The sequence below is a fragment of the Pseudomonas sp. 3MA1 genome (assembly GCF_029237275.1).
Taxonomy (GTDB): Bacteria; Pseudomonadota; Gammaproteobacteria; order Pseudomonadales; family Pseudomonadaceae; genus Aquipseudomonas; species Aquipseudomonas fluorescens_AP.
Genome location: NZ_JAACFX010000008.1, coordinates 88266 through 113667, shown reverse-complemented (window position 1 = coordinate 113667; position 25402 = coordinate 88266). Strand labels below are relative to the sequence as shown.

Here is a 25402-nt window from a genome sequence, read left to right as displayed (position 1 = left end):
AGTTTTCCGGCCTGGCACGTCTAGCTAATTGAGATGCATTCGCATAAGCAAAAATAGCCAGCGCAGGGATCAGGGACATGAGGGTAGGCAGTCGCACTGGAGTTCACGCCGCAAGTCGGTTGGCCCTGGCCATCCACTTGGGCGTAGCAGGACTGTTGGCGGGAAGCGCTTCACTGCACGCGGCGGAGCCTGTGGGCAGCGCCCCGCAGAGTGCCCGGCAGCAACGCGCGCTGGATTTCGATATTCCCGCCCAGGCCCTCGGCAGTGCGGTGCTGGTGTTTGCCGAGCAGGCCGGGGTGCAAGTGCTGTTCGACAGCCTGCGCCTGCATGGCTTGCACAGTTCGCCAGTCAAGGGGCGTTACAGCGCCGAGGACGGGCTGGCCCGCCTGCTGGGCAATGCCCCGGTGGCGTACCGCTTTACTGGTGAGCGCCAGGTGACCCTGAGCCGGGTGGAAGCCGCAAGTGATGGCGCCCTGGCCCTGGCCCCTACCACGGTTTTCGCCGACCTCGAAGGCCGCCAGAGCGACTGGGTCTACAACGCGTCGCGCTCGGTGAGCATGGTCGGCCGCGAGCAACTGGAGCGCAATCCACCGCGGCATGCCGCCGAGATGCTGGAGGAAACCTCCGGCGTGTACTCGGCCGTCAGCCAGCAGGACCCCGGCCTGTCGGTGAACATCCGCGGCCTGCAGGACTATGGCCGGGTCAACATGTCGGTGGACGGCATGCGCCAGAACTATCAGCAAAGCGGCCACCAGCAGCGCAACGGCACCCTCTATGTCGACCCCGAACTGCTCTCCGAAGTGGTGGTGGAGAAGGGCGCGACCTCGACCATGGGCGGCGCCGGAGTGATCGGCGGAGTCGCCAATTTTCGCACCCTCGAAGCCCGCGACCTGCTCAAGCCCGGCCAGGAGATCGGTGGCCGGATCCGCCTGACCAGCGGCCTGGGCGGCCGCAGCAACGGCACCCATTTCATCGGCAGCTCGGCCTTTGCCATCGGCACCGACGCCTGGGACATGCTGCTGGCCGCCAGTGAACGGCACCTGGGCGACTACCAGCCGGGGACCCGTGGCGGCATCGGCGAACTGCGTACCGGCGGCTGGATGGACCCGTCGATCAATGAGCGGGTCAAGCATTCCAAGGTGGCCTATTCCGCCTCGGTGATGCGCTCGCGCCTGGCCAAGCTGGGGCTCAACCTGCCCCAGGACCAGCGCCTGCAACTGAGCTACCTGACCACCGAGGTGTCCTACGACGACGCCAACATGATGAACACCGAGAACCAGGATCGACTCTGGGAAAAGCTCGGCAGCAGCCAGGTGCATTCGCAGAACTTCGGCCTCGACTACAGCTACACCCCGGACAACCCGCTGATCGATTTCAAGGCCAAGCTCTACTACGTCGATACCCGCAACGACCAGAGCACCCTGACCCGGCGCAGCAGCCCCGGCTACTCGATCACCTACCAGACCGACACCTATGGCGCCCAGGCGCAGAACACCTCGACCTTCGCGCTCGGCGAGCTGGCCACGCTCAAGGCCAACTACGGCCTGGAGTTCTTCTATGACAAGGTCCGCCCCGACTCCAGCCAGCCGGTGCCCAAGGGTTCGGCGGTCAGCGCTTCGCCGGCGGCGAGCATGACCCCCGAGGGCGACCGTGCCCTGGGCAGCCTGTTCACCCGGCTGGATTTCGACTACGACGGCTGGCTGAACCTCAACGCCGGGCTGCGTTATGACCGCTACCGCCTGCGCGGCGAGACCGGGATCAACACCCGCACCTTCGTGATCGGCAAGACGCCGCAACAGGTCTCGGTGCCGGTGGCCTACGACATCGACAACCAGGAGGGGCGCTTCTCGCCGACCTTCGGTCTGTCGGTCAAGCCCGGTGTCGAGTGGCTGCAACTGTTCGCCAGCTATGGCAAGGGCTGGCGCCCCCCGGCCGTGACCGAAACCATGATCACCGGCCGGCCCCACGGTGGCGGCTCGGAGAGCACCTTTCCCAACCCCTTTTTGAAGCCGGAGCGCTCCACCACCTGGGAAGCGGGGGTCAACGTCTTCAAGGAGAACCTCTGGTTCAACAATGACCGCCTGGGGATCAAGGTGGCCTACTTCGATACCCGGGTCGACGACTTCATCTATATGGCCATGGGCGTGCAGCCCCCGGGCTACGGCTCCCCCGGCATCGGCAACAGCGCTTACGTCAACGACCTCAGCAGCACCCGCTTCAAGGGCGTCGAGTACCAGCTGGACTATGACGCCGGCCGCGCCTACGGCCAGCTGAACTACACCCACATGATCGGCGACAACGATTTCTGCACCAAAGTCGCCTGGCTGGGGGGCGTGACCCAGCCGGTGAAGAGCGGCAGCGGGCGTGGCGCGATCGTCACCGGCATGCGTGCTGATGATGCGGCCAACAACGCCAGCCGCTGCAATGCGGCGATCCTCGGCTCGGCCGAGCACATGCCCATGGACCGCGGCACCCTGACCCTGGGCGCGCGCTTCTTCGAACGCAAGCTGGATATCGGCGCCCGGGCCCGTTACAGCGCCGGCTACTCGATCGCCGGTTCCGCCACCGGCACCGTGAGCCAGACTGGCGTCTACCCGGCCGACTGGAAGCCCTACACCGTCTACGACCTGTATGGCAGCTACCGGGCCACTGAAGAACTGACCCTGCGCCTGGCCATGGAAAACGTCACCGACCGCGCCTACCTGGTGCCCCTCGGCGATGTCCTGGCCTTTACCCTCGGCCGTGGCCGGACCCTGCAGGGCACCGTGGAATATCAGTTCTGAGCGCTTTTGCCCGTTGATGGGCAAAACCGCAGCAGGCACTGGCGTGCTGCGGCCATGACCCACCTATGTACTGGAGTTTTGCATGAGCATTTCGATCTCTTACAGCGCTACCTACGGCGGTAATACTGTTGCGCAATACCTGACTGACTGGTCGGCCTACTTCGGCGACGTCAAACACCGTCCCGGCGAAGTGGTCGATGGCACCAACACCGGTGGCTTCAACCCGGGCCCGTTCGACGGCACCCAGTACGCCATCAAGAGCACCGCCAGCGACGCCGCCTTCGTTGCCGATGGCAACCTGCACTACACCCTGTTCAGCAACCCGAGCCATACCCTGTGGGGTTCGGTGGACACCCTCTCCCTGGGCGACACCCTCGCCGGTGGCTCGGGCAGCAACTACCACCTGGTCAGCCAGGAAGTCAGCTTCAGCAACCTGGGCCTCAACAGCCTGAAGGACGAAGGCCGCGCGGGCGAAGTGCACAAGGTGGTCTTCGGCCTGATGAGCGGCGACAGCTCGGCCCTGGCTGGTGAAATCGATGCCCTGCTCAAGGCCATCGACCCCAGCCTGTCGCTGAACTCGACCTTCGATGACCTGGCCTCCGCCGGCGTTGCCCACGTCACCCCGGCTGCCGCAGTCGCGGCCGATATCGGCCTGGTGGGCATGCAGGACGCGGGCCTGGACTGGGCCATGGTTGCCTGAGTGGCGGCTTGACTCACCCGCGTCGCCCGAGTTTTAGAAAGCCCGGGCGGCGCTGGTGGCCAATTCTGGGTCGCGTCCAGCCTGGCCTCGTAGCAGCTGGCTTGCCAGCGGAGGCGCCGGCCGGATTGGCGCAGCTCTCAAGGGCCGCTTCGCCGGCGAGCCGGCTCCTACAGGGCGGGCATTGGCATGCCAACAGCCGTCACGAGGACGGCTGTTGGCGGCAGCGGGGCGGATCAGCGGCGGGTCAGCAGGACCCCGGATTCCATGTGGTGGGTCCAGGGGAACTGGTCGAACAGCGCGCAGCGGGTGATGCGGTGGGTGTCGTGCAACTGGGCGATGTTGGCCGCCAGGGTTTCCGGGTTGCAGGAGATGTACAGGATGTTGTCGAAGCGCCGGGTCAGTTCGCAGGTGTCCGGGTCCATGCCGGCCCGGGGCGGGTCGACGAACACGCTGCCGAATTCGTAGCTCTTCAAGTCCACGCCCTGCAGGCGGCGGAACGGACGCACTTCGTTCAGGGCTTCGGTCAGCTCTTCGGCGGACAGACGCACCAGGGTGACGTTATCCACAGCGTTTTCGCTGAGGTTGCTCAAGGCGGCATTCACCGAGGTCTTGCTGATCTCGGTGGCCAGCACCTTGCGCACCCGGGTGGCCAGGGGCAGGGTGAAGTTGCCGTTGCCGCAGTACAGTTCCAGCAGGTCGTCCTGGCGTTCGCCCAGGGCTTCAAAGGCCCAGTTGAGCATCTTCTGGTTCACCGTGCCGTTGGGCTGGGTGAAGGCGCCTTCCGGTTGGCGGTAGCTGAAGGTACGCCCGCCGACTTCGAGCTGTTCCACCACGTAGTCCTGGCCGATGACTTCGCGCTTGCCCTTGGAACGACCGATCACGCTGACCTTGAGGTCGGCGGCCAGTTGGCTCGCGGCCTTGTGCCAGTGCTCGTCCAGCGGGCGGTGGTAGCACAGGGTGATCATCGCGTCCCCGGCCAGGGTGGTGAGGAACTCCACCTGGAACAGCTTGTGGCTCAAAGGCGCGCTGGCTTGCCAGGCGGCCTTGAGCTGGGGCATCAACTGGTTGATGCGCTGGCTGGCGATGGGGAATTCTTCGATCAGGATCGGCGTGCGCTTGTCGTCCTGGGAGAACATCGCGTAGTGCCGCTCACCGGCTTCGCGCCACAGGCGAAATTCGGCCCGCAGGCGGAAGTGCTGCAGGGGCGAGTCGAAGACCTGGGGCTCGGGCGCGGCGAAGGGCGCCAGCAGGTCACGCAGGCGCGTGACCTTGTCGTTCAACTGGCTGTTGTAGCTTGCGGCGTCAAAAGTCATGCGGCGAACCAACCCAGCTTGATGACAAACAGAATCGACAGGATCACCAGCGGCGCGTTCAGCTCACGGGCGCGGCCCGACAGCAGTTTGATCGCGGTCCAGGCAATAAAGCCGAAGGCAATGCCGTTGGCGATCGAGTAGGTGAACGGCATGGCCAGGGCGGTAACCACCACTGGGGCGGCGACGGTGATGTCTTCCCAGTCGATTTCCGCCAGGCCCGAGGTCATCAGCACGGCGACGAACAGCAGGGCTGGCGCGGTAGCGAACGGTGGCACGCTGGCCGCCAGCGGCGAGAAGAACAGTGCCAGCAGGAACAGAATCGCCACCACGATGGCGGTCAGGCCGGTGCGGCCGCCGGCGCTCACGCCCGCGGCGGATTCGATGTAGCTGGTGGTGGTCGAAGTACCCAGCAGGGAGCCGGCCATGGCGGCGGTGCTGTCAGCGATCAGTGCCCGGCCCATTTTCGGCATGTGGCCGTCCTTGCCCATCAGGCCGGCGCGCTTGGCGACGCCGATCAGGGTGCCGGAGTTGTCGAACAGATCAACGAACAGGAAGGCGAAGATCACGCTGACCAGACCGATATCCAGGGCGCCCTTGATGTCCAGCTGCAGGAAGGTCGGGGCCAGGGACGGTGGCATCGAGGTCACGCCGGCGAACGGGGTGAAGCCCATGATGATCGAGGCAATGGTCACCGCGAGGATGCCGATCAGCACCGCACCGCGCACTTTCAGCGCTTCCAGGGCGACGATCAGGGCAAAGCCCAGGGTGGCGAGGATCGGCGCCGGTTTTTTCAGATCACCCAGGCCGACCATGGTCGCTTGGTTGCTGACCACGATCTCGGCGTTGTGCAGGGCGATCAGCGCCAGGAACAGGCCGATACCGGCGGCAATCGCCGAGCGCAGCGGCAGGGGAATGCTGTTGATGATCCACTCGCGGATCTTGAAGATCGACAGCAGGAAGAACAGCACCGCCGAGATGAACACCGCACCCAGCGCCACTTGCCAGGTGTGGCCCATGTGCAGGACCACGGTGTAGGTAAAGAAGGCGTTCAGGCCCATGCCCGGTGCCAGGGCGATCGGGTAGTTGGCGATCAGGCCCATGACGGTGGAGCCAATGGCCGCGGCCAGGCAGGTGGCAACGAACACCGCGCCCTTGTCCATGCCCGTCTCGCCGAGAATGCTCGGGTTGACGAAAAGGATGTAGGCCATGGCCAGGAAGGTGGTCACGCCCGCAAGAATCTCGGTGCGCACGTTGGTGTTGTGTGCCTTGAGTTGAAACAGCCTTTCCAGCATGTCTGCTCCCCGTGGCGCCGCCGGGCGCCGTGAATGTATCGACTCCAACAGCAAAGCACAGACTTTATGAGGTGCCTGCGGATTTGCTCTGGGTCGGAAAAAGCCGCGCATCATACCAGCAGCGTGGGCCAATGGCTGCGATCGTCGGCGATGTTTTGCCACGCTGGCAAGTAGCGCATACTGCGCCCTGCTTTCAAGGGGGATTTATGCGCAGCACAGTGAAAATGATCGCGTTGGCGTGGGTGGGGGCAGCGGCCTGCTGGCTGGCGACTCCGGCCCTGGCACGCTCGGCACCGCCGTTGAGCCGAGTGGAGATTCTCAAGGTGCTGTCACCTTCCTGCGGCCTGGAGGATGTCTCCGATGGGCGCGAACGCACCCAGTGCGACCACAACGGCCCGAACATCAAGGTCTACGTGCTGGAGATCGGCTACGGCCGCGAGCCCCATGTGAACCTGGACGGTTTCGAGGTCGACGGCACCCGCTCGGCCGTGTGCGAGGACGGTTCCGCCTATGTGCCCTGCGGCAACTCGGGGATCACCGTGGGCTACATCTATGTCTTCGACCTGGCGGGCAAGCAGGAAGGCACCTTCAGCTTCAGCAACACCTCGATCAACGCGCCGGGCAATACCCTGAGCGCGCAGATCTACATCCGGTAGCCCCGAACGGCGTTCGGCAAAGCTGACTAAGCTCTAAAGACCTTCCTGGTGGAGTCATCCCCATGACCTTCAGAGCCTTGGTCACCCTTGCCGAAGGCATCGATGACCTGCAAAGCGTGACCCTGATCGACGTACTGCGCCGTGCCGAAATCGAGGTGCTGGCGGCCAGCGTCGAAAACCGGCGCATGCTCACCTGCGCCCGCGGCACCCGACTGACCGCCGACGCCATGCTGGTGGATGTGCTGGCCCAGCGCTTCGACCTGATCGTATTGCCCGGCGGCGCGGTAGGTGCCCAGCACCTGGCGAGCCACCAACCGCTGCTGCAACTGCTCAAGGATCAGGCCGCAGCGGGGCGCCTGTTCGCCGGCATCGCCGAAGCACCGGCCCTGGCCTTGCAGGCCTATGGCGTGCTGCGCCAGCGGCGCATGACCTGCCTGCCCAGCGCCAGCCATCAGCTGCTGGGCTGCAACTTTGTCGACCAGCCGGTGGTGGTGGACGGCAACTGCATCACCGCCCAGGGTTCCGCCGCGGCCCTGGCGTTTGCCCTGGCCCTGGTGGAGGCGCTGTGCGGCCGCGGCAAGCGTGCCCAGGTGGCTGGAGAGTTGCTGGTCTAGGGGCAATTGCGTTGATAAACCGCGACCTCAGTTTCCATGGTGAGTGGCTCAAAGTCGGGTAACAAAGGCTAACCAGCCGCTCCTTGCACGGCTCATCCCATCCCCCTATAGTTCGCGCCGTCGCTGCCAATTCAGCGAACGGGTTTGGTCACCCGAAATTAGAAGGCGCACGCGCCACCCTGGTTTGCAGGCACTTTTTCGTGTCCGCACGCTTCATGGTGGACTGTGCGCGGGACACCTTCGGGTGTGCCGGGTGCCTTCTTCCCGGTTGACCAACCTGTGCACAGTCCGCCACCCATCGTTTGGTCACGATTGGGGCGGTCATTCATAAAGAAGGATCTAATGATGAGTACCCCGAAAACTGCTGCTCACTATGTGCCGCTCAAATCCAACATAAGCCGGCCTGGTGTTTTTTTCATCAACGCCAATGCGTCCCCTGAGGCGCTTCACGAGGCGGCCGAGCAACGCATGCGTGCCGCTGCCAACTTGCTGGAAACCCTGTGCTGCCTGAACTTCAGCCACGGCGATGTGAAGGACATCCCTCACATCATCGATGTGCTCTATGTACTGACCCAGGATGGTTGCGACTTGCTGGAGGCGGCGAAATGGCGTGTAGCCGCTGAGGCTCAGCCCAGTCACTGATACCTGAATCTGGCCGCGCCCGTCCGGCGCGGCTTCAGGCCTTGGATTCCTCGACCCGTTCGATCATCCGATCGCGTTTGGCCAGGGTCGGGAACAGCTTGATCCAGACCCCGGTCACGACCAGCGTGCCGACCCCGCCCAGCACCACCGCCGGCACGGTGCCGAACCAGTGGGCGGTCAGCCCGGATTCAAATTCCCCCAGCTGGTTCGAAGCGCCGATGAACAGGCCGTTCACCGCGCTGACCCGGCCGCGCATTTCGTCCGGAGTTTCCAGCTGCACGAAGGAGGCGCGGATCACCATGCTGATCATGTCCGCCGCCCCCAGCACCACCAGTACCGCCAGGGAAAACCAGAATGAAGTCGAGAGGCCGAAGGCGATGGTGGCCACGCCGAATACGCCGACGGCGGTGAACATCACCCGCCCGACCTTGCGCTCGACGCTAAAGCGCGCCAGCCACAGCGACATCAGCAAGGCGCCCACCGCCGGTGCCGAGCGCAGCAGCCCGAGGCCCCAGGGGCCGGTGAGCAGGATGTCCTTGGCGAACACTGGCAAGAGTGCTGTGGCGCCGCCCAGCAAGACCGCGAACAGGTCCAGGGAGATGGCGCCGAGGATGTCCGGGCGGCTGCGGATGAAGCGGATGCCCGCCAGCAGCGAATCGAGGGTGGCCTTGCCCTTGTTCAGCGGCGTCTGCCGGGCCGGCAGGTTGAGCATCAGCAGGCAGGCGATCAGGTACAGGACCACCGTGGGGCCGTAGACCCAGACGCTGCCGAAGGCATATAGCAGTCCGCCCAGGGCCGGGGCGACGATGGTCGCCGACTGTTGCGCCGATTGCGCGGCGGCCACCGCCCGGGGAAACAGCGCCGCGGGCACGATGCTCGGCAGCAGGGCCTGGGTGGTGGGCATCTCGAAGGAGCGGGCGCCACCGAGGAGGAAGGCCAGGATGAAGATCATTTCCCGGGTCACGCTGTCGGTCAGGCTGCCGACGGCCAGGGCCAGGGCGATCAAGGCCTGCAGCGACTGACAGATGGCCGCCACTCGGCGCCGATCATAGCGGTCGGCCACGTGCCCGGTGTGCAGCATGAACAGCACGCGGGGGGCGAACTCCACCAGCCCCACCAGGCCTAGGTCGAGCACATTGCCGGTCAGTTGGTAGAGGTTCCAGCCGATGGCCACGGTGAGCATCTGGAAACCGCTGGCGGTGAAGATCCGGGCCAGCCAGAACGCGATGAACGGGCGATGGTGGCGGAGCAGCAGAGGGTCTTGGCTGGGCATCGGGCGGTCAATCTGAACGGGAGTGCGACGAGGTTATCACCAAGATGTAACCAATAGTTGCGAAGCGGGGGCGTTAGCTGTGTCTCCATTTTTTTTTGCTCGAATGCCTGGCCGCGCCCCCTGTAGCCGCTGCCGCAGGCTGCGAACGGCTCCGCAGGAGACGCCAGGAGCTTGAAGGCGCCGCGGGCTCAACGGGAAATCGCCAGGCAAGGCCCCGCGTACCGAACGCGGCCCGGCCGTTCGCCGCTTCGCAGGCTCAGCAGCGGCTACCGGCGTCTTGTGTGGGAAAAAAACCGGGAAAACCCCGGGTTTGACGGGGTGAGGCAAGCTGTCACGCGGCAAATAACCACAGAGTTGCGTGCTGAAAATAGGACTACTCTTTTAACGTTGCTTGACCCAGATCAAAACCTTTTCCAGTGGTTTGATGTGGAGGCCCAAGGGCCGGAATCCCTACGTTGCGATGGTTTAAAAAAGAACGAATCCGAATTCGCCGAACTCCATATCCGTGGGGGCAGTAGGCGCTGGCCTTTGGCCCGCAGCCGGTTTTACCTGATAGAGGAAAGCTTATGTTCGGTTTAGAGGCGCTTGATCTCGCCCGAATTCAGTTCGCATTCACCGTTTCGTTCCACATCCTGTTCCCGGCCATCACCATTGGTCTGGCGAGTTACCTGGCGGTACTCGAAGGCCTGTGGCTCAAGACCCGTGACGATACCTATCGTGATCTTTACCACTTCTGGTCGAAGATCTTCGCTGTCAACTTCGGCATGGGGGTGGTGTCCGGTCTGGTGATGTCCTACCAGTTCGGCACCAACTGGAGCCGTTTCTCCGATTTTGCCGGCGCTGTCACCGGCCCCTTGCTCACCTATGAAGTGCTCACCGCGTTCTTCCTCGAGGCTGGTTTCCTCGGGGTCATGCTGTTTGGCTGGAACAAGGTCGGACGCAAGCTGCACTTCTTCTCCACGGTGATGGTGGCCATTGGCACGCTGATTTCGACCTTCTGGATTCTGTCCTCCAACAGTTGGATGCAGACCCCGCAAGGCTTCGAAATCGTTGACGGCCGGGTGATTCCGGTGGACTGGCTGGCGGTGGTGTTCAACCCGTCATTCCCTTACCGCCTGGCGCACATGGCGGTGGCGGCGTTCGTCGCCACGGCGTTCTTCGTCGGCTCGTCCGCAGCCTGGCACTTGCTGCGGGGCCGCGACAACCCGGCCATTCGTCGCATGCTGTCGATGGCCATGTGGATGGCCCTGATCGTGGCGCCGGTGCAGGCGGTGATCGGTGACTTCCACGGGCTCAATACCCTCAAGCACCAGCCGGCGAAAATCGCCGCCATCGAAGGTCACTGGGAAAACGTCGGCAACGAGCCGACCCCGCTGATCCTCTTCGGCTGGCCGGACATGAAGGCTGAGAAGACCCGCTTCGCCGTGGAAATCCCTTACCTGGGCAGCCTGATCCTCACCCACTCCCTGGACAAGCAGGTGCCGGCGCTCAAGGAGTTCCCGCCCGAGGACCGTCCCAACTCGACCATTGTGTTCTGGTCGTTCCGGGTCATGGTCGGCCTGGGCATGCTGATGATCTTCACCGGCCTGTGGAGCGTCTGGCTGCGCAAGCGCGGCACGCTCTACACCTCGCGTCCGTTCCTGTACCTGACGTTGTGGATGGGGCCGTCCGGCCTGATCGCGATCCTGGCGGGCTGGTTCACCACCGAGATCGGCCGTCAGCCCTGGGTGGTCTATGGCCTGATGCGCACGGCGGATGCTTCGTCCGCACACAGTTTCGTGCAGATGAGCATCACCCTGGCGTTGTTCGTGGTGGTGTATTTCTCGCTGTTCGGCGTGGGTCTGGGCTACATGATGCGCCTGGTGCGCAAAGGGCCGGTGACCAACGAAGGGGCGGAAACCAGCCACGGTGGTCCCGGGCAGAAACGTACCCCGGCGCGTCCGTTGTCTGCCGCGGACGATGACGAAGACGATCGCAGCATCAGCCTGAACAAGGGGAATTGAGTCATGGGTATTGATCTTCCACTGATCTGGGCCGTGATTATCATCTTCGGCATCATGATGTACGTGGTCATGGACGGCTTCGACCTGGGGATCGGGATTCTCTTCCCGTTCATCAAGGACGACCGCGACCGTGACGTGATGATGAACACCGTCGCCCCGGTCTGGGACGGCAACGAAACCTGGCTGGTGCTGGGGGGCGCGGCCTTGTTCGGCGCCTTCCCGCTGGCTTATTCGGTGGTGCTCTCGGCGCTGTACCTGCCGCTGATCCTGATGCTGATCGGCCTGATCTTCCGCGGCGTGGCCTTTGAGTTCCGCTTCAAGGCCAAGGAAAACAAGCGGCATATCTGGGACAAGGCGTTTATCGGCGGCTCGGCGGCGGCGACCTTCTTCCAGGGCGTGGCCCTGGGGGCGTTCATCGACGGCTTGCCGGTGGTGGACCGCCAGTTTGCCGGCGGCTCCCTGGACTGGCTGACGCCTTTCACCCTGTTCTGCGGTCTGGCGCTGGTGGTGGCCTATGCCTTGCTCGGCTGCACCTGGCTGATCATGAAGACCGAAGGCAAGCTGCAGCAGCAGATGCACGACCTGGCGCGGCCCTTGGCTTACGTGGTGCTGGCGGTGATCGGCATCGTCAGTATCTGGACGCCCCTGGCCCATGCCGAAATCGCGGCGCGCTGGTTCACCCTGCCCAATCTGTTCTGGTTCCTGCCGGTGCCGATCCTGGTGCTGGTGACCATGTACGGCCTGCTCCGTGCCGTGGCCCGCAACGCGCATTACACGCCGTTCCTGCTGACCCTGGTGCTGATCTTCCTCGGCTACAGCGGCCTGGGCATCAGCCTGTGGCCGAACATCGTGCCGCCGTCGATCTCCATCTGGGACGCCGCGGCGCCGCCGCAAAGCCAGGGCTTCATGCTGGTGGGCACCTTGTTCATCATTCCGTTCATCCTGGGCTACACCTTCTGGAGCTACTACGTGTTCCGCGGCAAGGTCACCCACGAAGACGGTTACCACTAGGTAGGAGCCGGCTTGCCGGCGAACGGGCCCTTGCGCCTTGTGCCTGGCTGGCCAGCGCGTTCGCTGGCCAGCCAGCTCCGACGAGGGTTTGGGTTAAGCAGGAGTTGAAATCATGAGCGGTAAACACTCTTTGCAGGAAATCGAACAGGCGGAAAAACAGCCACTGTGGCGGCGCCTGGGCTGGCTGGCGATGATCTGGGGCGGCAGTGTGCTGGCCCTGTTCGTGGCGGCCAGCCTGATGCGCATGTTCATGAGCGCCGCCGGCCTGACCACCCACTGATCATCCCATCCCGTTGCCTTGCGGCACGGTTTCGACCCTCCGCTTGCGGAGGGTTTTTTTTGCCTGTTACTTGCGCGCCTTGAGGATCACGAACTTGGGCGTGGCCGCCACTTGTTCGACGCCGCGGAACAGCCGCGCCAGCTTGCTGTGATAGCCCAGGTGACGGTTGCCGACGATATACAGCGCACCGCCTACCACCAGGGCTTCCCGGGCTTGCTGGAACATGCGCCAGGCGAGGAAGTCGCCCACCACCTGCTGTTGGTGGAATGGCGGGTTGCACAGCACCACGTCCAGGGACTGTGGCGCCTGACCGGCCAGGCCATCGCCGGCGCGCATTTCGGCTTCGCGCTCGCCCAGCACGGCCTGCCAGTTGTCCCGGGCCGACTGCACGGCCATGAAGGATTCGTCCACCAGGGTGTAGTGGGCCTGGGGGTTGTCCAGGGCGCTGGCGATGGCCAGTACGCCGTTGCCGCAGCCCAGGTCCGCGACCCGGGCGCTGCCCAGGTTCTGTGGCAAGTGCGGAAGGAACGCGCGGGTGCCGATGTCCAGGCCTTCGCGGCAGAAGACGTTGGCGTGGTTGAGCAGCTCGATGGCCGGCTGCTCCAGGCGATAGCGGGTCGGGTAGGGCGACACGGCAAGCGGTTTGGCTTCTGGCGTGGCGATCAGCAGGCGGGCCTTTTTTACCGCCAGGGAGGCCTGCACCGGGCCGATGTAGCGCTCCAGCAAGTCGCCGGCGGCGCGGGGCAGGTGCTTGACCATGGCCGCCGCCACGACCTGGGCGCCAGGGGCCAGTTGTCCCTGCAGGCGGATCAGCTGTTCTTCCAGCAGGGCCAGGGTCTTGGGCACGCGAATCAGCACCCGGTCGAAGGAACCCTGCAACGGCTCGCTGGCCGGTATCACCCGCAGGGCGTCGAAGGGCAGGCCGTTGCGCACCAGGTTCTTTTCCAGGGCCAGGGCGCCCAGGTAGGAATCGCCACTGCTGCTGACTTGGACTTTGCCCAGCAGGCTTGCGGCCAGGGCGCCGAAGCTGTCGTTGAGGATCAGCACCCGGGTGTCGCTGGCCGGTTGCTGCTCGGCCAGGTGGTTGAGCAGGTATTCGTCCGCCGCGTCGAAGGCTTGCAGCGGCTCGTTCTGCTGTTCGGGCTGGCGGATCAGGTCGAGCTGGGCGAAGGGGCTTGCAAGCAGGGGCATGGGCGGACTCTAGGTAATCGGTGAATGTCCCGGCGGTGGGGGCTGTCGCGCGCACGGGAACCCTCGAACAGCCGCGGCACGGGCCGTTCGAAGCGGGGCTAAATGGTACGTTTTTTTACCGGGGATTGCCCGCGCTCTATGCCACTACAAACCACCGGTGTTTCTGTCCGGCGCTTTGCGGGACACTAGCGCATCGCTTTTGTGGAGCCCGTCATGACCGCCAGTGAAGAAAAGTACACTCGCCAGACCTTGCTCGAGGTGCAGCCGCTGACCTCCAGCCTGTTCACCTTGCGCACCACCCGGGATGCGGGTTTTCGCTTTCGCGCCGGGCAGTTTGCCCGTCTCGGGGTGACCAAGGCCGATGGCAGCACGGTGTGGCGCGCCTATTCCATGGTGTCGTCGCCGTTCGACGAGTTTCTCGAATTCTTCTCCATCGTGGTGCCCGGCGGCGAGTTCACCAGTGAGTTGAGCCGCCTGGAAGTGGGGGACAGCCTGCTGGTGGATCGTCAGGCCTTTGGCTACCTGACCCTGGATCGTTTCGTCGACGGTCGCGATCTCTGGTTGTTATCCACAGGCACCGGGATTGCGCCGTTCCTGTCGATCCTGCAGGACTTCGAGGTCTGGGAAAAATTCGAACGCATCATCCTGGTCTACAGCGTGCGCGAGGCCAAGGAGCTGGCTTATCAGCAGTTGCTCGCCGAGTTGCCCCAGCGTGAGTACCTGGCGGAAGTGGCCCACAAGCTGCAGTTCATCAGCACCGTGACCCGTGAGCAGCACCCGGGCAGCCTCAATGGGCGCATCACCCAACTGATCGAGAACGGCGAGCTGGAACGCGCCGCTGGCGTAGAACTGACCCCCGAGCACTCCCGGGTGATGCTCTGCGGCAACCCGCAGATGATCGATGACACCCGGGCCTTGCTCAAGCAGCGGGGCATGAACCTGAGCCTGAGCCGGCGGCCTGGGCAGGTGGCGGTGGAGACTTACTGGTAACCAAAACGGCGCCTTGAGGGCGCCGTTTCTTCGAGGGCTTGAGCCTGTGTCAGGGCTTGTTGTTCTGCGCCTTGAGCAGATCGCGAATCTCCCCCAGCAGCTCTTCTTCCTTGCTCGGCACCGGTGGCAGTGTCGGGGCCACCGCTTCTTCGCGTTTCAGGCGGTTGATCACCTTGACGCCCATGAAGATGGCGAAGGCAATGATGATGAAGTCGATGATGCTCTGGATGAACTTGCCATAGGCCATGACCACGGCCGGGGTATTGCCCTCGGCCGCCTTGAGGGTGATGGCCAGATCACCGAAGTCCACCCCACCGATCAGCAGCCCGATGGGCGGCATGACCACGTCGCCGACAAAGGACGAGACGATCTTGCCGAACGCGGCGCCAATGATGATACCCACGGCCATGTCGACCACATTGCCTTTGACCGCGAAGGCCTTGAACTCACTTAGCACGCCCATAGGTTATTCCTTGTTACAGATGAGGTTGGTTACGGCAGTGTAATTCAGCAAAAAGCATTTTGCCGACACAACTTTTTACAGCTCGCGGGGTTATCGACCGATAAACAGGCAAAGAGTTTATTCAAAGTGCCATCAAATCGCGCGCGATATACCCCGCATCAGATGAGATAACCAGAACATTTTGTCAATCGAGTGGTTGCGGGCTTTCTATTTATCATTCAAATAGTTAGCCACTAGCCTCTAGCGAGCGCATCGGGATGCGCCTCATATAACTAGAGGAATTCAACATGACCGCTTCTCTTGGCCTTGGGAGTCTTTCCCAGCGACGCATACTGGGCGTGCTTGCCGCCAGTCTGCTTTCCCTTTCCGTACAGGCCGCCACGCTGACCCGCGACAATGGCGCGGCAGTGGGCGATAACCAGAACTCACAGACCGCAGGCGCCACCGGTCCGGTGTTGCTGCAAGACGTGCAACTGATCCAGAAGCTCCAGCGGTTCGACCGCGAGCGCATTCCAGAGCGTGTGGTACACGCCCGTGGCACCGGCGCCCACGGCACCTTCACCGTCACCGACAGCCTCAGTGACCTGACCCGTGCCAAGGTCTTTGCCGCCGGTGAGACGACTCCGGTGTTCGTGCGTTTCTCGTCGGTGGTGCATGGCAACCACTCCCCGGAAACCCTGCGCGACCCACGGGGTTTCGCCACCAAGTTCTATACCGCAGAGGGGAACTGGAACCTGGTTGGCAACAACTTCCCGACGTTCTTCATCCGCGATGCCATCAAGTTTCCGGATATGGTGCATGCGTTCAAACCTGATCCGCGGACCAATCTGGATGATGATTCGCGACGTTTTGATTTCTTCTCTCATGTTCCCGAAGCCACTCGCACATTGACCGAGCTGTATTCCAACTCCGGAACTCCGGCCAGTTATCGGGAAATGGATGGTAATGGTGTGCACGCCTACAAGTTGATCAATGCCAAGGGCGAAGTGCATTACGTGAAGTTTCACTGGAAGAGTCTGCAGGGTCTGAAGAATCTCGATCCGAAACAGGTGGTCGAGGTCCAGGGGCGTGATTACAGCCATATGAGCAATGACTTGGTAACCCACATTAATAAGGGGGACTTTCCCAAGTGGGACTTGTATGTCCAGGTATTGAAACCCGAAGACTTGGCCAAGTTTGATTTCGACCCGCTGGACGCCACCAAGATCTGGCCGAATGTGCCCGAGCGCAAAGTCGGGCAGATGGTGCTGAACCGCAACCCGGCCAACGTCTTCCAGGAAACCGAGCAGGTGGCCATGGCCCCGTCCAACCTGGTGCCAGGGATCGAACCGTCGGAAGACCGTCTGCTGCAGGGCCGGGTGTTCTCCTACGCCGACACCCAGATGTACCGCCTCGGCGCCAATGCCCTGCAACTGCCGATCAACGCGCCCAAGAGCCCGGTGAACAACGGCAACCAGGACGGCGCGATGAACCTGGGCCACACCAGCACCGGGGTCAACTACCAGCCGAGCCGCCTGATGCCGCGCGAAGAACCACAAACCGCGCGCTACAGCCAAATGGCGCTGGCGGGTAGCACCCAGCAGGCGAAGATCCAGCGCGAGCAGAACTTCAAGCAGGCTGGGGATCTGTATCGCTCCTTCAGCAAAAAAGAGCGGCAGGACCTGATCGACAGCTTCGGCGGTTCCCTGGCCACCACTGACGATGAGAGCAAGCACATCATCCTGTCGTTCCTTTATAAGGCCGACCCGGAGTACGGCACTGGCGTGGCCCGTGTGGCCAAGGGCGACCTGGCCCGGGTCAAGGCGCTGGCGGCCAAGCTGAGCGACTGATCGTTCACCGCGTCACGCCTGAAAACGTGACGCACCTTGTAGGAATGTTTCGCTTGTTGGCGAGCATGGGCGCCGCGCTGTCACCGGCGGCGCCTTCGCCGACACCCTGGCTCCTACGCTTCTCAGGACAAACGGAGGTGCGCCATGCGCCTGTTCATCTCACTGCTGACCCTGGCCTGGGCGCTGGTTGCCCAGGCGCAGCCAACCGATCCGGTGGCGGTCAAGGTGCAGCTGGAACACTACTATTTCGATGCCGCCCGCCGGGGCGATGTGGAAATGCTCGACACCTTTATCGAGGCCGGTTATTCCCTCGATACCCAGGATGAAAAGGGCTACACCGCGTTGATCCTCGCCGCCTATCACGGCCAGGGTCCGGCGGTGGAGCGCCTGCTGGACGCCGGCGCCAATGCCTGTGCCCAGGACAAACGCGGCAACACTGCGTTGATGGGGGCGATCTTCAAGGGCGAAGTGCAGATCGCCCGGCGCCTGCTGGCCGCCGATTGCAGCCCCGACCAGCGTAACGGCGCCGGGCAGACCGCCGCCATGTACGCCGGTTTGTTTAAGCGCGTCGAGTTGTTGGACGCCCTGGCGGCCAAAGGCGCGGACCTGAATGCCGAGGATCCCCTGGGCAATAGCGCCACGCGGCTGGCCAGCGGGCAGATACGCACCGCGCCGTCGCGCTGATCCGTTCCAGCTGAGCTATCATCGCGGTTTTTGCCGGGGGTTCAGATGGCCAAGGCCAAGCGCATGTACGGCTGCACCGAGTGCGGCTCCACCTTTCCCAAATGGGCCGGGCAATGCGGCGAATGCGGGGCCTGGAACACCCTGACCGAAACCATGATCGAAAGCGGCGGCGCAGCGGCCCCTGCCGGGCGTACCGGCTGGGCCGGGCAGCAGGCGCAGATCAAGACCCTGGCAGAGGTCAGCGTCGAGGAAATCCCGCGTTTCTCCACCGCTTCCGGCGAACTCGACCGAGTCCTGGGCGGCGGCCTGGTGGACGGCTCGGTGGTGCTGATCGGCGGTGATCCGGGGATCGGCAAGTCGACCATCCTCTTGCAGACCCTGTGCAATATCGCCACGCGCATGCCGGCGCTCTACGTCACCGGCGAAGAGTCCCAGCAGCAGGTGGCGATGCGTGCCCGGCGCCTGGGCCTGCCCCAGGATCAACTGCGGGTGATGACCGAAACCTGCATCGAAACCATCATCGCCACCGCTCGGGTGGAAAAACCCAAGGTCATGGTGATCGACTCGATCCAGACCATCTTCACCGAGCAACTGCAATCGGCCCCGGGCGGCGTGTCCCAGGTGCGCGAAAGCGCGGCCTTGCTGGTGCGCTACGCCAAGCAGAGCGGCACGGCGATCTTCCTGGTGGGCCACGTGACCAAGGAAGGCGCCCTGGCCGGGCCGCGGGTGCTGGAGCATATGGTCGACACCGTGCTGTATTTCGAGGGGGAGTCCGACGGTCGCCTACGTTTGCTGCGGGCGGTGAAGAACCGTTTCGGTGCGGTCAACGAGCTGGGCGTATTCGGCATGACCGACCGCGGCTTGAAGGAAGTCGCCAACCCTTCGGCGATTTTCCTGACCCGCGCCCAGGAAGAAGTGCCGGGTAGCGTGGTGATGGCCACCTGGGAAGGCACCCGGCCGATGCTGGTGGAAGTCCAGGCCCTGGTGGATGACAGCCATCTGGCCAATCCGCGCCGGGTGACCCTGGGCCTGGATCAGAACCGCCTGGCCATGCTGCTGGCGGTGTTGCATCGTCATGGCGGCATTCCGACCCATGACCAGGACGTGTTCCTCAACGTGGTGGGCGGGGTCAAGGTGCTGGAAACCGCCTCCGACCTGGCGCTGATGGCGGCGGTGATGTCGAGCCTGCGCAATCGACCGCTGCCCCATGACTTGCTGGTGTTCGGCGAGGTGGGGCTGTCCGGTGAAGTGCGTCCGGTGCCCAGCGGTCAGGAGCGCCTGAAAGAGGCGGCCAAGCATGGCTTCAAACGGGCCATCGTGCCCAAGGGCAACGCACCGAAGGAGGCGCCGCCGGGCTTGCAGATCATTGCCGTGACCCGCCTGGAACAGGCGTTGGATGCGCTTTTCGAATAATCAGAGCGGGACTCGCAGGGAAGGATGCAGCGGATGGGCATGACAAGGTTGAAGAGCTGGATGCTGGGGGCGGCGCTGTTGTGCTGTTCGACGCTGGCCATGGCCCAGCAGGCCGAAGTGCCGGAAGGCTATCGGATCGCGCAGCAGGTGCTGGTGGGGGATGGCTCGGTGCTGGAAGTCCTGGAGGACCTGCGTATCACCCCTGAACTGCATGCCAACAGCTGGGGCAGTGGCCTGGACGCTGACAGCCTGCTCCAGTCCGATGACGAGCACCCGGTTGCGCCGCTGGGGGCGCTGGCGCGCCTGGTGTCCGATGGCGGCGAGGTACTGGCGCAGAAGTCCCTGGGCTACCCGATGGCCACGGTGGAAAAGGCTCCCTTGAACGGCCTGCCGTCACCGGCGTTTTTCCTGACCATTGACCAGACCGCGCCCATGGGCAGCTACAGCGGTCCGGCCACTGAAGTCTTGATGCCGGAACAGAGTCAGCTGGACCCGGTGCTGTGCCAGGGGGAGGGCGGCGAGCGCCAGCCCCTGGTGTTCGCCCAGACCGGCAAGGCCGCCTGGCAGATCGTGCCCTCGGACAAGGGCGCCACCGAAAGCATCCAGCAGGTGTCGTCGGCGTCGTCGATGGAGAACGAAGAGTTCATCACCACCTATCGCACCTTTCGTTATGTCGACGGCCAGTGGACCGTTGCCTCGCGGCAACAGGCGGGTTACTGGGACATGGAAAGCGAGTTTCCTGAGCCTGCGCTGTTTCCCTGAACAGCAGTGGGGCTGATCAGATATCGATCAAGGCGCCAAGCTCCCGCTCCAGTTCCTCGGGGTCTGCCAGGTTCAGCTCGATCAGGCGCCTGAGGTGTTCGATGGACTCCAGGCCGATGTGCAGGCAGACGAAGCCCAACTGGCCGTGATTGTCGTGGGCCAGTTGCACGTCCATGCGCACATCGGCATCGGGACCCAGATGGATATCGGCTTCGAAGGCGCGATTGGGGTTGCCCAGCCAAGGATCGGGGCGCTCGATCAGCAGGCCCTTGAGGGACAGGTCCAGCAGTTGCACCGGCCAGCGGTGGGTGCCCTGGCTCAGTTCGGTCTTCGCATCGAAGGCGATGCGCTTGAAGCGTCGACGGTCGGCGTATTGCTCGCTCATGGGCTGGCCCTCTGCATGGTGCACTGACTATAGACCGCGGTTTATGACTGTCGCCACAGGCGGCCTGCCAGCGTGCGACGGCGTTATCGGTCAGGCTGGTCTGAGTTGAAAAAGTTTCGAAAAAAAACCTGCTCATTCTTTAAAAGAAGGCTCTAGACCAACGTGGGGGGTGGTCTTTGAGAGCAGTAGCGCTACACTCGAAACGCTGTCTTTCTGTCCACCCTGGCTGGGATAAAAAAATGAAAAATAATAATAGCCTGCTGCGCCATGTCCCCTGGCTGCTGCTGGCAATCGTAGGAGCGTGCGCCCTCGGCGTAGTTGCATTGCGCCGCGGCGAGGCGATCAACGCCTTGTGGATTGTGGTGGCCGCGGTGGCCATCTATCTGGTGGCGTACCGGTATTACAGTCTGTTCATTGCCAACAATGTCATGCAGCTGGACCCGCGTCGGGCCACTCCGGCAGTGATCAACAATGATGGTCTGGACTATGTGCCGACCAACAAACACATTCTCTTCGGTCACCATTTCGCCGCCATTGCCGGCGCGGGCCCGCTGGTGGGCCCGGTCCTGGCGGCGCAGATGGGCTACCTGCCCGGCACCCTGTGGCTGATTGCCGGGGTGGTCCTGGCCGGTGCGGTACAGGACTTCATGGTGCTGTTCCTCTCCACCCGGCGTAACGGCCGCTCCCTGGGCGATATGGTCCGTGAGGAGATGGGGCGCATCCCGGGGACCATCGCCCTGTTCGGCTGCTTCCTGATCATGATCATCATCCTCGCGGTGCTGGCGCTGATCGTGGTCAAGGCCCTGGCCGAGAGCCCATGGGGCATCTTCACGGTCATGGCGACCATCCCGATCGCGGTGTTCATGGGCGTTTACATGCGCTACATCCGCCCGGGCCGCATCGGCGAGATCTCGTTGATCGGTGTGCTGCTGTTGCTCGGCTCCATCTGGCTGGGCGGTCAGGTGGCCGCCGATCCGGTGTGGGGCAAGATGTTCACCTTCACCGGTATCCAGATCACCTGGATGCTGATCGGCTACGGTTTCGTCGCCGCGGTACTGCCGGTGTGGCTGATCCTGGCGCCCCGTGACTACCTGTCGACCTTCCTCAAGATCGGCACCATCATCGCCCTGGCGATCGGCATCCTGATCACCATGCCCGAGCTGAAGATGCCGGCCCTGACCCAGTTCACCGATGGCACCGGCCCGGTGTGGAAAGGCGGCCTGTTCCCGTTCCTGTTCATCACCATCGCCTGTGGCGCGGTTTCGGGCTTTCATGCGCTGATCGCCTCGGGGACCACGCCCAAGCTGCTGGATAACGAAGCCAACGCCCGCTACATCGGCTACGGCGGCATGCTCATGGAGTCCTTCGTGGCGATCATGGCCATGGTCGCGGCCTCGGTGATCGAGCCGGGCGTGTACTTCGCCATGAACAGCCCGGCGGCCATCGTCGGCGGCGACGTGGTCGCTGTGGCTCAGACCGTGAGCAGCTGGGGCTTTGTCATCAGCCCGGAACAACTGCAGGCGGTGGCCAAGGACATCGGTGAAAACACCATCCTGGCCCGTGCCGGCGGTGCACCGACCCTGGCGGTGGGTATCGCGCAGATCCTCCACCACGTACTGCCAGGTGAAAACACCATGGCGTTCTGGTACCACTTCGCGATCCTGTTCGAAGCCCTGTTCATTCTTACCGCTGTGGATGCCGGTACCCGTGCCGGTCGCTTCATGCTCCAGGACCTGCTGGGTTCCTTCGTTCCAGCGCTCAAACGCACTGAATCCTGGACCGCCAACCTGATCGCTACCGCCGGTTGCGTGGCCCTGTGGGGCTACCTGCTGTACCAGGGCGTGATCGATCCGCTGGGCGGCATCAACACCTTGTGGCCGCTGTTCGGCATCTCCAACCAGATGCTGGCCGGTATCGCCCTGATGCTCGGCACCGTGGTGTTGATCAAGATGAAGCGCCAGCGCTACATCTGGGTCACCCTGCTGCCGGCCGTCTGGCTGCTGATTTGCACCACCACCGCCGGCTTCATCAAGCTGTTCGACGCCAATCCGGCGATCGGCTTCCTGTCGCTGGCGAAGAAATACAGCGATGCCCTGGCCAGTGGTCAGATCCTCGCTCCGGCCAAGGACATCACGCAGATGCAGCACGTGATCTTCAACGCCTACACCAACGCCACCCTGACCGCCCTGTTCCTGCTGGTGGTGTTCAGCATCCTGTTCTATGCGCTCAAGGTCGGTGTTGCGGCCTGGGGCAGCAAGGAACGCACGGATAAAGAAGCGCCCTATCAGGCGGTGCCAGACGCGTAACCCGAGGATTGCAACGATGTTCAATGACCTGAGTCGCCTCGGTAAATACCTCGGGCAGGCCGCGCGCCTGATGGTCGGCATGCCCGACTACGACAACTACGTCGAGCATATGCAAACCAAGCACCCGGACAAGCCGGTGATGTCCTACGAGGCGTTCTTCCGGGAACGCCAGGAGGCCCGCTACGGCGGCAAGGGCGGTCCGAAGTGCTGTTGAAACACAGCGTATAAGTCACACCCAGGTAGGAGCCGGCTGGCCGGCGATAGCGACTCTTCGGACGCCATCGCCGGCCAGCCGGCTTCTACGTTTTTTGCGTGGGAGATCCTGTTTTGCAAAATCCTATTCCCGTCACCGTGCTCAGCGGCTTTCTGGGCGCCGGCAAGACCACCTTGCTGCGGCATCTGCTCAAGGCCGAGCACGGCTTGAAGATCGCGGTGATCGAGAACGAATTCAGTGATGCCGGCATCGACACCCAACTGTTGGGGGACGAGCCGGTCCAGGTCATGACCCTGTCCAACGGCTGCGTCTGCTGCACCATCCACACCGACCTGACCAAGGCCCTGTACCTGTTGCTGGAGCGTCTGGACAGCGGCCAGATCGCCTTCGACCGGCTGGTGATCGAGTGCACCGGGCTGGCTGATCCGGCGCCGGTGGCGCAGACCTTCTTCATCGATGAAGAGCTGCGTGAACGCTACATTCTCGACGGCATCATCACCTTGGTAGATGCCAAGCACGCCGAGTTCCACCTGACCCAGACCATCGCCCAGGCGCAGGTCGGCTTTGCCGACCGGCTGCTGGTGAGCAAGCACGACCTGGTGGATGAGCAGGCCTTCGAGGCCCTGAGCCAGCGCCTGACGCGGATCAACCGCCGGGCGCCGATCCGAGTGGTGGAGCACGGTCGGATCGACCTGGCCGAACTGCTGGATGTGCGGGGCTTCAATTTGAATGCCGATCTGGGCGGTGGCATCAGCCTGCGCCCGGTGAGCCAGGCTCCTGCGGTGGACCGGATTTCCAGCCTGGTGCTGCGTACCGAGCAGGCCCTGGATCTGGATCGTCTGAGCGCGTTCATGAATGAGCTGCTGGAGGACCACGGCAAGCAGCTGCTGCGTTACAAGGGCGTGCTGAATGTGATCGACGAGCCGCGGCGCATGGTGTTCCAGGGCGTGCTTAAGCTCTATGGCTTCGATTGGGACACCGAGTGGGCCGAAGGCGAGGCGCGTGAGAGTGTGATGGTGTTCATTGCCGATGATCTGCCGGAAGCGAAGATCCGGCAGGGCTTCGAGAGAATGCTGGGGGGCTGAGGTTTTCGCCGGCAAGCCGGCTGCTACAGGTCGGCGGGAGGCGTACCGAGCAGGCGTCGTTCCAAGTGGTCCAGATGCTGGTGCATCAGTGCTTCGGACAGCTCGACGTCGGCTGCCTGTAGCGCGTCGATGAGCGTCGCGTGCTCTTGCCAGGCGCAGTTGTGGCGGGCCCGACCTTCGAACTGGGCGATGGCTAGGGACGTCAGGGGCACCAGGCTGCCGAGAAACTGCGCCAGCGGCGCGTTGCCCGCCACGTCTGCCAGTTGCAGGTGGAACTCGCCGGACAGGCGGATGGCCGGCCCGCGCTGGTCGCGCTCGATGGCTTCACGTTCCCGGGCGATCAACTGGCGCAGGGACTGCAACGGGCGCCGAGGCTGCTGGCAGACCAGGCGCACCAGGGTGATTTCCGTCAGGCGCCGGGCGTGCAGGATCTGCCGGGTCTGTTCCCGGTCCGGGGCGGCGACCTGGGGTCGGTGATTGGGTCGCAGGATCACCACTTGCTGGTGAGACAAGCGCGCCAGGACCTGGCGGATGATGCTGCGGCTGACGCCGAAGGCCTGGCCGAGGCTGTCTTCGGTGAAGCGGCTGCCGGGGGCGATGCGCTGTTCGAGGATGGCGTCGAAGATCTGCGGATAGACATCATCCACCAGCAGCTTTTTTTCGCCGCACTGACGTCGCGGCAGGCTGGCCACCAGGGTGAAGGGATTGTTTTTCAGGGCGTAGCTGACCATGGCCTGTCTCCAGTCCAGTTGCTGACTCGGGGGTTGATTACAGGGCGTTGGCGCCCAGGTGATCGTCCGGAATGTTCAGTTCGATGCCCATGCGCTGGCCTTCCTGAAGGATATGCCGGCGCATTTCGGCGCTGGCCAGGGCGCTGTTCTTGTTACGGATCGCCCGCACCACCGCTTCATTTTCTTCCAGGCGTTCGGCCAGGTGCTCGGGCGAGTTGCGCAGGATCTGCGCACTCTGCTTGAGGGCATTGCTGGTCTGTTGCACCACGTTCTGGAAGATCGGGTTGCTGGTCAAGGTGAACAGTTCCTCGTGGAAGGCGATGTAGGCGTTGACCCCGGCTTCGCTGTCGCCGGCCTCCAGGGCTTCGCGCATGTCCATCAGGGTCAGGCGCAGCTGGCCGACTTCCTTGCTGCTGATGGATTGCGCCACCAGCCCGACGATGAACGGCTCCAGGGTGTAGCGCAGTTGCAGCACGTCTTCCAGGCTGGCCCCGGCCACGCTGCTTTCGGCGCCCTGGGCTTCGCCCTGAGGGGCATCCAGCACCACCACGCCCTTGCCGGGCATGGAGCGCACCAGGCCCAGGGTCTCCAGGACGATCACCGCTTCACGCAGGCTGGGGCGGCTGATGCCCAGTTGCTCGGCCAGTTCACGTTGCCCGGGCAGCATGTCGCCGGAGCGCCACTGGCCACGGGCCAGGGAGGCCCGGAGCTTTTCTACCACTGAATTCACAACCGTTGACGAGCTGATCACTGTTGACTCCATGAACTATCGGTAGCGCGCT

General features: G+C 63.5%; 24 protein-coding genes. 16 read left to right on the top strand and 8 right to left on the bottom strand.

All coding sequences use genetic code 11. The features are described 5' to 3' along the window. Positions 1-77 precede the first annotated feature (77 nt). Positions 78-2783: a TonB-dependent receptor gene (locus GWQ44_RS21215; RefSeq protein WP_275928218.1), complete on the top strand. Its 2706-nt coding sequence runs from the start codon at positions 78-80 to the stop codon at positions 2781-2783. Positions 2784-2865: 82 nt separating this feature from the next. Beyond that, positions 2866-3483, top strand: coding sequence for a heme acquisition protein HasA (locus GWQ44_RS21210; RefSeq protein WP_275928217.1), 618 nt, complete (start codon positions 2866-2868; stop codon positions 3481-3483). A gap of 233 nt (positions 3484-3716) precedes the next feature. Here GWQ44_RS21210 and trmA read toward each other — a convergent pair whose 3' ends face one another. Together trmA and GWQ44_RS21200 are read right to left on the bottom strand one after the other, a co-directional pair. Beyond that, positions 3717-4796, bottom strand: a complete 1080-nt coding sequence (gene trmA / locus GWQ44_RS21205) for a tRNA (uridine(54)-C5)-methyltransferase TrmA (RefSeq protein ID WP_275928216.1) — start codon at positions 4794-4796, stop codon at positions 3717-3719. Beyond that, entirely contained in the window at positions 4793-6088 is a 1296-nt protein-coding gene (locus GWQ44_RS21200) for an NCS2 family permease (protein ID WP_016966167.1), read from the bottom strand. Before GWQ44_RS21200 ends, trmA begins: the two co-directional genes overlap by 4 nt. Positions 6089-6294: 206 nt before the next feature. On the opposite strand from GWQ44_RS21200, the gene GWQ44_RS21195 reads away from it, so the two are divergent. The 3 genes from GWQ44_RS21195 (at position 6295) to GWQ44_RS21185 (ending at position 8000) form a co-directional block, all read left to right on the top strand. Further along, on the top strand, positions 6295-6744 hold the full coding sequence (locus GWQ44_RS21195) for a DUF4879 domain-containing protein (RefSeq protein WP_016966168.1): 450 nt from the start codon (positions 6295-6297) through the stop codon (positions 6742-6744). 62 nt (positions 6745-6806) lie between these two features. Continuing rightward, complete coding sequence (locus GWQ44_RS21190; protein WP_275928215.1) at positions 6807-7358, top strand: DJ-1 family glyoxalase III; 552 nt, start codon at positions 6807-6809, stop codon at positions 7356-7358. A gap of 345 nt (positions 7359-7703) precedes the next feature. After that, a complete protein-coding gene (locus tag GWQ44_RS21185) occupies positions 7704-8000 on the top strand; it encodes a hypothetical protein (protein ID WP_275928283.1) in 297 nt (98 codons plus the stop codon). Positions 8001-8034: 34 nt separating this feature from the next. On the opposite strand, the gene GWQ44_RS21180 is transcribed toward GWQ44_RS21185, so the two are convergent. Next, the gene (locus GWQ44_RS21180; RefSeq protein ID WP_199012079.1) at positions 8035-9273 is read right to left on the bottom strand and encodes an MFS transporter; all 1239 of its coding nucleotides are present in this window, start codon (positions 9271-9273) and stop codon (positions 8035-8037) included. A 566-nt stretch (positions 9274-9839) separates the two neighbouring features. On the opposite strand from GWQ44_RS21180, the gene GWQ44_RS21175 reads away from it, so the two are divergent. The 3 genes from GWQ44_RS21175 (at position 9840) to GWQ44_RS21165 (ending at position 12567) form a co-directional block, all read left to right on the top strand. Further along, on the top strand, positions 9840-11276 hold the full coding sequence (locus GWQ44_RS21175; RefSeq protein WP_016965402.1) for a cytochrome ubiquinol oxidase subunit I: 1437 nt from the start codon (positions 9840-9842) through the stop codon (positions 11274-11276). Positions 11277-11279: 3 nt separating this feature from the next. Continuing rightward, positions 11280-12287, top strand: coding sequence for a cytochrome d ubiquinol oxidase subunit II (gene cydB, locus GWQ44_RS21170; protein WP_016965403.1), 1008 nt, complete (start codon positions 11280-11282; stop codon positions 12285-12287). Between the two features lie 112 nt (positions 12288-12399). Next, on the top strand, positions 12400-12567 hold the full coding sequence (locus GWQ44_RS21165; protein WP_080963156.1) for a DUF2474 domain-containing protein: 168 nt from the start codon (positions 12400-12402) through the stop codon (positions 12565-12567). Between the two features lie 66 nt (positions 12568-12633). Here the strand turns inward: GWQ44_RS21165 and GWQ44_RS21160 are convergent, their stop codons facing one another. Continuing rightward, a complete protein-coding gene (locus tag GWQ44_RS21160; protein ID WP_275928214.1) occupies positions 12634-13758 on the bottom strand; it encodes a methyltransferase in 1125 nt (374 codons plus the stop codon). A 213-nt stretch (positions 13759-13971) separates the two neighbouring features. On the opposite strand from GWQ44_RS21160, the gene GWQ44_RS21155 reads away from it, so the two are divergent. Then, complete coding sequence (locus GWQ44_RS21155) at positions 13972-14748, top strand: ferredoxin--NADP reductase (protein ID WP_103739816.1); 777 nt, start codon at positions 13972-13974, stop codon at positions 14746-14748. 49 nt (positions 14749-14797) lie between these two features. Here the strand turns inward: GWQ44_RS21155 and mscL are convergent, their stop codons facing one another. Continuing rightward, a complete protein-coding gene (gene mscL / locus GWQ44_RS21150) occupies positions 14798-15211 on the bottom strand; it encodes a large-conductance mechanosensitive channel protein MscL (RefSeq protein ID WP_047306183.1) in 414 nt (137 codons plus the stop codon). A 287-nt stretch (positions 15212-15498) separates the two neighbouring features. Here mscL and GWQ44_RS21145 point away from each other — a divergent pair, with 287 nt between their 5' ends. The 4 genes from GWQ44_RS21145 (at position 15499) to GWQ44_RS21130 (ending at position 19899) form a co-directional block, all read left to right on the top strand. Beyond that, the gene (locus GWQ44_RS21145; RefSeq protein ID WP_275928213.1) at positions 15499-17040 is read left to right on the top strand and encodes a catalase; all 1542 of its coding nucleotides are present in this window, start codon (positions 15499-15501) and stop codon (positions 17038-17040) included. Between the two features lie 144 nt (positions 17041-17184). Next, on the top strand, positions 17185-17724 hold the full coding sequence (locus GWQ44_RS21140; RefSeq protein WP_103739818.1) for an ankyrin repeat domain-containing protein: 540 nt from the start codon (positions 17185-17187) through the stop codon (positions 17722-17724). A gap of 45 nt (positions 17725-17769) precedes the next feature. After that, positions 17770-19137 (top strand): DNA repair protein RadA, encoded by a 1368-nt coding sequence (radA, locus tag GWQ44_RS21135; RefSeq protein WP_016968603.1) that lies wholly within the window; start codon positions 17770-17772, stop codon positions 19135-19137. A gap of 39 nt (positions 19138-19176) precedes the next feature. Further along, on the top strand, positions 19177-19899 hold the full coding sequence (locus GWQ44_RS21130) for a hypothetical protein (protein ID WP_179602062.1): 723 nt from the start codon (positions 19177-19179) through the stop codon (positions 19897-19899). A gap of 16 nt (positions 19900-19915) precedes the next feature. On the opposite strand, the gene GWQ44_RS21125 is transcribed toward GWQ44_RS21130, so the two are convergent. Then, a complete protein-coding gene (locus GWQ44_RS21125; RefSeq protein WP_016968601.1) occupies positions 19916-20284 on the bottom strand; it encodes a PilZ domain-containing protein in 369 nt (122 codons plus the stop codon). A gap of 239 nt (positions 20285-20523) precedes the next feature. Between GWQ44_RS21125 and GWQ44_RS21120 the strand changes: the two genes are divergently transcribed. From GWQ44_RS21120 to yjiA, 3 genes are all read left to right on the top strand, one after another. After that, on the top strand, positions 20524-22590 hold the full coding sequence (locus GWQ44_RS21120) for a carbon starvation CstA family protein (RefSeq protein ID WP_047306180.1): 2067 nt from the start codon (positions 20524-20526) through the stop codon (positions 22588-22590). Positions 22591-22606: 16 nt separating this feature from the next. Beyond that, positions 22607-22804: a YbdD/YjiX family protein gene (locus GWQ44_RS21115; RefSeq protein ID WP_007937254.1), complete on the top strand. Its 198-nt coding sequence runs from the start codon at positions 22607-22609 to the stop codon at positions 22802-22804. A gap of 113 nt (positions 22805-22917) precedes the next feature. Beyond that, positions 22918-23889, top strand: a complete 972-nt coding sequence (yjiA, locus tag GWQ44_RS21110) for a GTPase (RefSeq protein WP_275928212.1) — start codon at positions 22918-22920, stop codon at positions 23887-23889. 23 nt (positions 23890-23912) lie between these two features. Here the strand turns inward: yjiA and GWQ44_RS21105 are convergent, their stop codons facing one another. Next, positions 23913-24620 carry a GntR family transcriptional regulator gene (locus GWQ44_RS21105; protein ID WP_016967005.1) on the bottom strand — a complete coding sequence of 236 codons (708 nt, stop codon included), beginning with the start codon at positions 24618-24620 and terminating at the stop codon, positions 23913-23915. A 37-nt stretch (positions 24621-24657) separates the two neighbouring features. Next, complete coding sequence (locus GWQ44_RS21100) at positions 24658-25371, bottom strand: FCD domain-containing protein (RefSeq protein WP_275928211.1); 714 nt, start codon at positions 25369-25371, stop codon at positions 24658-24660. Positions 25372-25402 lie beyond the last annotated feature (31 nt).